This is a genomic window from Stenotrophomonas sp. TWI1151 (assembly GCF_039673135.1).
Lineage (GTDB): Bacteria > Pseudomonadota > Gammaproteobacteria > Xanthomonadales > Xanthomonadaceae > Stenotrophomonas.
In genome coordinates this window covers 143,947-151,171 of sequence record NZ_JBDJLA010000011.1, presented here as the reverse complement: position 1 = coordinate 151,171, position 7,225 = coordinate 143,947, and the positions used below count along the sequence as shown (strand labels likewise).

5 protein-coding genes are annotated in these 7,225 nt (G+C 67.3%); all 5 read right to left on the bottom strand.

The annotated features are described in order from the left end of the window. Positions 1-303: 303 nt before the first annotated feature. On the bottom strand, positions 304-1,974 hold the full coding sequence (betA, locus tag ABE422_RS14070; RefSeq protein WP_313219598.1) for a choline dehydrogenase: 1,671 nt from the start codon (positions 1,972-1,974) through the stop codon (positions 304-306). A gap of 25 nt (positions 1,975-1,999) precedes the next feature. After that, positions 2,000-3,472: a betaine-aldehyde dehydrogenase gene (gene betB, locus ABE422_RS14065; protein ID WP_346483179.1), complete on the bottom strand. Its 1,473-nt coding sequence runs from the start codon at positions 3,470-3,472 to the stop codon at positions 2,000-2,002. 34 nt (positions 3,473-3,506) lie between these two features. Beyond that, complete coding sequence (gene betT / locus ABE422_RS14060) at positions 3,507-5,486, bottom strand: choline BCCT transporter BetT (protein WP_259259132.1); 1,980 nt, start codon at positions 5,484-5,486, stop codon at positions 3,507-3,509. 119 nt (positions 5,487-5,605) lie between these two features. After that, entirely contained in the window at positions 5,606-6,343 is a 738-nt protein-coding gene (locus tag ABE422_RS14055; RefSeq protein ID WP_172838073.1) for an endonuclease/exonuclease/phosphatase family protein, read from the bottom strand. Between the two features lie 50 nt (positions 6,344-6,393). Next, entirely contained in the window at positions 6,394-7,221 is an 828-nt protein-coding gene (locus ABE422_RS14050) for a thiol:disulfide interchange protein DsbA/DsbL (protein ID WP_346483178.1), read from the bottom strand. Positions 7,222-7,225: the final 4 nt, after the last annotated feature.

The following is a 7,225-nucleotide window of genomic DNA, read 5'->3' as shown; positions in this document are numbered from 1 at the left end:
ACTACCAGGACGCGAGGAGCCGGCCAGCGGCCGGCACTACCAGGATGCGAGGAGCCGGCCAGCGGCCGGCACTACCAGGATGCGAGGAGCCGGCCAGCGGCCGGCACTACCAGGACGCGAGGAGCCGGCCAGCGGCCGGCACTACCAGGATGCGAGGAGCCGGCCAGCGGCCGGCACTACCAGGATGCGAGGAGCCGGCCAGCGGCCGGCACTACCGGGATGCGAGGAGCCGCCCCGCGGCGGGCATTGCCGGGTTGCGGGCGCCGCCCACCGGGCGGCGCCTACCGATGGATCACGGCGCCCTCAGCGCCTGGCCGGCGCGTCCCCGGCGACGTAATACGCCGCCGTGCTGCGCGGCAGCGGAGCACGCCCCCGGATCCGGTCGGCGATCTTCTCGGCGATCATGATCGTGGTGGCGTTGAGGTTGCCGGTGATGATGCGCGGCATGATCGAAGCATCCACCACACGCAGGCTCTCCATCCCGTGCACACGGCCCTGGCCGTCCACCACGCTCATCGCATCGGTGCCCATCGCGCACGAGCAGGAGGGGTGGTAGGCGGTTTCGGCATGCGCGCGCACGAACGCGTCGAGTTCCGCATCGGTCTGGCACTCGGCGCTCGGGCTGATCTCGCGGCCACGGTATTCGTCCAGCGCGGGCTGGGCGATGATCTCGCGGGTGATGCGGATCGCGTCGCGGAATTCCTGCCAGTCCTGATCGGTGGACTGGTAGTTGAACAGGATCGAGGGGTGCTCACGCGGGTCCAGCGACTTGGCATGCACATGGCCGCGGCTGGGCGTGCGCATCGACCCCACATGCGCCTGGAAGCCGTGCTCCTTGACCGCGTTGGTGCCGTTGTAATTGATCGCCACCGGCAGGAAGTGGTACTGGATGTTCGGCCAGTCGAAGTCCTCGCGGGTGCGGATGAAGCCACCGGCCTCGAACTGGTTGCTGGCACCGATGCCGGTGCCGGCGAACAGCCATTCCGCACCGATCGCCGGCTGGTTCCACCACTGCAGCGCCGGGTACAGCGAGACCGGCTTCTTGCAGGCGTACTGCATGTATACCTCGAGGTGATCCTGCAGGTTCTCGCCGACGCCGGGCAGGTCGTGCACCAGCGGTACGCCAAGTGCGGCCAGTAACGCCGGCGCACCCACCCCAGAGCGCTGCAGGATCTGCGGCGAGGCGATCGCCCCGGCGCACAGCAGCACCTCGCGGCGGGCGGTAGCGTCGATCGGCTCGGCGCTGTTGCCAGCCAGGTAGCGCACGCCCACCGCGCGCTTGCCGGCGAACAGGATGCGGTCGGTGGTGGCGTGCACCACGATCTCCAGTCCCTCACGGTCCTTGGCCATGTCCAGGTAACCGCGCGCGGTACTGGAGCGGCGCCCGCGCGGGGTCACCGTGCGGTCCATCGGGCCGAAGCCTTCCTGCTGGTAGCCGTTGAGGTCATCGGTACGTGGGTAGCCGGCCTGCACGCCGGCCTCGACCATCGCGTGGAACAGCACGTTGTTGCCGTTCTTCGGCGTGGCCACGCTGACCGGGCCGTCGCCGCCGTGGTAGTCGTTGGCGCCGATGTCGCGCGTTTCCGCCTTGCGGAAGTAGGGCAGCACGTCGTGGTAGCTCCAGTCCTCGAGGCCGTCGAAGCTGGCCCACTGGTCGAAGTCCATCGCGTTGCCGCGGATGTAGCACATGCCGTTGATCAGCGAGGAACCGCCCAGGCCCTTGCCGCGGCCGCACTCCATGCGCCGGTTGTCCATGTAGGGTTCCGGCTCGGTTTCATACGCCCAGTTGTAGCGGCGGCCCTGCAGCGGATAAGCCAGTGCGGCCGGCATCTGGGTGCGGAAATCCATCCGGTAATCCGGGCCGCCTGCTTCCAGCAGCAGCACGCTGACGCCGGCGTCTTCGGTCAGGCGCGCGGCCAGCGTGTTGCCGGCCGACCCGGCGCCGATGATGATGTAGTCGTACTCGCGCTTCATCGCGGTGTCTCCTGGTAAGGCCGGTTCAGAACACCGACGCGTAGCGGTCCAGTTCGATCTGGATGGATTTGGTGCGGGTGTAGGCACGCAGCGTGGCCAGCCCGTTTTCGCGGCCAACACCGGACTGCTTGTAGCCGCCCACCGGCATCTGTGCCGGCGATTCGCCCCAGCTGTTGACCCAGCAGATGCCGGCCTCGAGCTGATGGATCAGGCGATGCGCGCGCGCCAGGTCCGGCGTGACCACGCCGGCGGCGAGACCGTAATCGGTGTCGTTGGCGCGGCGCACGGCCTCGTCTTCGTCGTCGTACGCCAACAGGCTCATCACCGGCCCGAAAATCTCTTCGCGCACGATGCGCATGTCATCGCGGCAATCGCTGAAGATCGTCGGTGCCACATAGCAGCCCTTGCCCAGCGTGCCGTCGGTCAGCCGTTCGCCGCCGCAGACCAGCCGTGCACCCTCGGCCTTGCCGCTGGCGATGTGCTCAAGCACGCGCTGCATGTGCGCGGCGCTGACCAGCGGGCCGAAGTTGGTGTCCTTGGCCAGCGGGTCGCCGATGCGGATGCGCTTGACCCGTTCCAGCAGTTTGGCTTCGAACGCGGCCAGGGTGCTGCGCGGCACGAACACGCGGGTGCCGTTGGTGCACACCTGACCGGAGCTGTAGAAGTTGGCCATCATCGCCACGTCGGCGGCCAGGTCCAGATCGGCGTCGGCGCAGATGATCAGCGGCGACTTGCCCCCCAGCTCCATGGTGACGTCTTTGAGCGTGGAGCTGGAGGCACTGGCCATCACCTTGCGGCCGGTGGCGGTGCCGCCGGTGAAGGAGATCTTCTCGATCAGCGGATGCTCGGTCAATGCCGAGCCGACGCCGGCGCCATCGCCGGGCAGCACGTTGAACACGCCATCGGGCAGGCCGGCCTCGGTGAAGATTTCCGCCAGCTTCAGCGCGGTCAGCGGCGTCACTTCGCTGGGCTTGAAGATCATCGCGTTGCCGGCGGCCAGCGCGGGGGCGGCCTTCCACAGCGCGATCTGGATCGGGTAGTTCCAGGCACCGATCGCGCCGACCACGCCAAGGGGCTCCTGCCGGGTGTAGAAGAAGCTGCTCTCACGCAGCGGCACCTGGCTGCCTTCCAGCCCGTGCATGACGCCGGCGTAGTACTCCAGCACGTCCGCACCGGTGACCACGTCCACGCTGAGCGTTTCGCTCAGGGCCTTGCCGGTGTTGCGCGATTCCAGCTCGGCCAGTGCATCGTTGCGCTCGCGCAGCAGCGCGACCGCCCGCAGCAGGATGCGCGAGCGCTCCACGGTGGTCAGCGCGGCCCATGCTTTCTGGCCGGCCTGGGCGCTCTCCACGGCAGCGTCGAGATCGTCGCTGTTGGCGCTGTGGACGTTGGCGAGCAGCTCGCCGGTGGCCGGGTTGATGACCTCGAAGGTCTTTCCCCCCTGGGAGGGAACGTAGCGGCCGCCGATGTACAGCAGCTGGTCGGGGAGGGTAGGCATGTCGATGACTCCTTTGCAGCGGGAGATCAGTGCGTCAACGCGTGAGATGCAGGAACTGCAGGTGACGCTCGTACTGATCGATGATGTCGTTGATGATCTGCTGGCGGCTGTAGCCGAACAGCTCGTAGTCCTGTCCACCTTCATAGAGGTGCACTTCGGCGCGGTAGTAACGCTGGTTGCGGAAGCGCTGCGCGGCGAAGGAGGGGGTGAGATAGCCGCGCATGATCACCTGGTAGGTGAACACCTGCTGCTCGCCGTGATCCACGGTGAGTTCCATCTCGCCCGGCTCGAACTTCGTCTGCACATCCAGGCCCTGTTCGAGCAGCTGCGCCGCGACGGCTTCGATCGCCGGCTTCACATCGGTATCCATGAACCGGTACACCTCGTCGCGTACCGGGAAATGCACCGCCTGGGTGATGCGCTGGCGCCAGCCGCGCTGATGCCGCGATTGCCCGATCAACGGGATTGGCGAGTACTGCGAGGCCTTCTTGCGCTGCGATTCTTCGCCCAGCGCACGGGTCAGGCCCCACAGCATCAGCAGCAGGACCACCGAGAACGGTAGTGAGGCCAATACCACGGCGGATTTGAGCGCATCCATGCTGCCCGCCAGCAGCAGCCCGGCGGTGACCAGACCGGTCATCACGCCCCAGAACACGCGCAGCCAGCGCGGGCCGTCGTCTTCCGGATTGCCGCCCTGCGAGGACAGCGTGGACAGCACCACGGTGCCGGAATCGGCCGAGGTGACGAAGAAGATGAAGCTGACGATCACCGTGACCGCGATGACGGTGCGGCTCCACGGATAGCTTTCCAGCAGTGCGTACAGCACGGTCGGTGGATTCTCCACCGCCATCTGTGCCAGGTGCACCTGGTCGTGGTGCAGGATCTGATCCAGCGCGCTGTTGCCGAAGATCGACAGCCAGGCCAGGGTGAAACCGAGCGGGATCAGCAGCACGCCGAGCACGAACTCGCGGATGGTGCGGCCGCGCGAGATGCGCGCGATGAACAAACCTACGAACGGCGCCCAGCCGATCCACCAGGCCCAGTAGAACACCGTCCAGTTGCCCAGCCAGTCCGGGCGCCCGCCGTAGGCGTACACATCGAAACTCTTGCCGACCACGTTGCCCAGGTAGTCGCCCATGTTCTGCATGAAGGCATTGAGCAGGTACTGGGTGGGGCCGGCGAACAGCATGAACAGCAGCAACGAGATCGCCAGCAGCATGTTGATGTTGGACATCCAGCGCACGCCTTTCTCCACGCCGGATACGGCCACGGTGATCGCCGCGCCCATCATCAGTACGATCAGCCCGACCTGCACCCAGGCCGCGTGCGGCACCGGGAACAAAGTGTTCAGGCCGGCGTTGAGATGCAGCACGCCAAAGCCCATGTCCGCGCCGAGGCCGAACACAGTGGCCACGATGCCCAGGGCATCCACGGTGTAGCCGATCGGCCCGTTGATGCGCTTGCCGATCAGCGGATACAGCGCTGAGCGCAGCGCCAGGGGCAGGTTGTGGCGGTAGGCGAAGTAGGCCAGCGCCATCGCGGCCAGCGCGAACACGCCCCAGCCATGCAGGCCCCAGTGCAGGAACAGCAGCTGCATCGCCTGGCGCGCGCTGGCCTCGCCACTGCCGGTGCCGCCCTGCGGTGGCAGCAGGTAATGGGTCAGCGGCTCGGAGACGCAGAAGAAGAACAGGGTGATGCTGATGCCGGCGGCGAACAGCATGCCGGCCCAGGAGAGATAGCTGAACTCCGGTTCGTCATGGTCCGCGCCCAGCTTGACGTTGCCATAGCCGGACAGCGCCACGCCGACCACGAACACCAGATACACGGTCATCGCCAGCAGGTAATACCAGCCGACATTGCGCGAGGCCCAGGTCTGGGCATCGAGCAGCATCACGCCGGCATCGATCGGAAACGCGGTGACCAGAATGGCGAATGCCGCCACGATGGTGGCGGCAAGCAGGAACACGGGTCGAAGCGTGCGCACCTCGGGCAGAGGCGGCTCCACGGTACTCATGGGGGGAGGGATACTCTGGTGCCGGTCCGGCGGACGGCGGATTTATCGCACAGGCGCTGTGGACAGCCTGTTTAGACGCTCACGATGCCCGCCGCACAAGGGCGGCGGGTGGGCATGGCTCAGCGCAGCGCGCTGCTCGGCACATCGATCGACATCGCCAGTGCGAGGTGATCGGAGAACGCGGCCGGCACGGCTTCGGCACTGCGTTGCTGCAGGCCGTCGCTGAGCAGGATGTGGTCGATCGCCCGGTCCGGGCGCCAGCTGGGGAAGGTCGGCACCACGCAGCCTGGCGGCTGCAGCGTCGTCTTCTGGTACAGCACCTGCATTTCGGGCCGTTCGGCCAGGCAGTTGAAATCGCCCATCAGCACGGCGTTGGGGTGGTCGGAGAGCAGATCGGCAATGAAGGCCAATTGCGACATGCGCGAATTGGTCCCCAAGGACAGATGCGCCACCGCCACCGCCAGGCCCTGGCTGCCTTCACCGAACTTGGCCAGCAGCACGCCGCGCCCGCCGATCCGGCCGGGCAGGGCGTGGTCCTGGACCTCGACCGGCTCGAGTTTGCTGAGCAGGCCGTTGGCGCTGGAGGCCACCCCACCCATCCGGCGGTTGGGCTGGTGGCTCCAGTAATTGAAGCCGGCGCGCTCGGCCAGATAGTGGGTCTGGTTGGTGAAGCCCGAGCGCAGGCTGCCGGGATCGGCCTCCTGCAGGCCGACGATGTCGTGTTCGCGGGCCATCTGCGCGATGGCATCCAGGCTGGTTCGCTTACGCCCGGCCGGCAGTGCATGCGACCAGCTGCGGGTCACGTAGTCACTGTAGCGGCGGGTGCTCGAACCGGCCTGGATATTGGCCGTCAGCAGGCGCAGGGTCCGCGTGTGGGGGGAGGTCACGACGGTTCGCTATCGCTGGATCAGTTGGCCTTGCCGGCGCGTTCGCGCGCGATCAGGTGATCGGCGATGCGCAGCATGTCCGGGAAGCCCTTGCCCTTGACCAGGTACTTGCCGTTGACGATCACCGACGGGGTGCCGGAAATCTTGCTGCGCTGGGCGAACTGCTTGGCCGAGTTGGTCTTGGCGTTGACGGCGAAGCTGCCCATCATCGCGGCGAACTGCTTCGGGTCGGCGCCGTGCTTGCCGTAGAAGTTGGCGATGTCGTCGACCGAATCACGGCCGCGCTCGCCCTTCAGGCTCTGCTCGGCATGGATCGCGGCGTACATGGCTTCGTGGGTCTTTTCCTGCAGGCCCATGGCCTGCGCGGCGTAGAACGCACGGCCGTAGTCATCCCAGGTGCCGCCGAACATGGCCGGCACGTAGACGAAATTGACATCGCTCGGCAGACCGGCCTTCCACGGCCCGATCAGCGGCTGGAACGCGGCGCAGGCCGGGCACACGTAACCGAAGATTTCGGCGACTTCGATCTTGCCGGTGGCCGGCTGGAACGGCTGGCCATTCTCGATCACCACATAGTCGGTGCCGGCAACCGGCTCCGGGCCGGTCGGGCGCGACGAGGCCGGCGCCGGCGCCGGGGTGGTGGCTTCGGCAGCGGCGGTCTCGGCGGCGGCGGTTTCACCGCTGGCGGCCGGGGCCTGCTCGCTCGGGGTGGCCGTTTCGGTGGCCGGGGTGCTGCTCGGCGCGGCCGGCTCGGCCGGGGCGGTGGTGTTGGCGGTACCGTCCTGCGCCTTGCAGGCAGCCAGGATCGGCAGCAGGGCCATGAGCGTAATGGCGAAACGGGTCTTCATCGAA

Excerpts from the sequence above, each read along its gene's own strand:
- betA (WP_313219598.1), bottom strand. The coding sequence starts at position 1,974 with ATGAAGCGCGAGTACGACTACATCATCATCGGCGCCGGGTCGGCCGGC.
- betB (WP_346483179.1), bottom strand. The coding sequence starts at position 3,472 with ATGCCTACCCTCCCCGACCAGCTGCTGTACATCGGCGGCCGCTACGTT.
- betT (WP_259259132.1), bottom strand. The coding sequence starts at position 5,486 with ATGAGTACCGTGGAGCCGCCTCTGCCCGAGGTGCGCACGCTTCGACCC.
- ABE422_RS14050 (WP_346483178.1), bottom strand. The coding sequence starts at position 7,221 with ATGAAGACCCGTTTCGCCATTACGCTCATGGCCCTGCTGCCGATCCTG.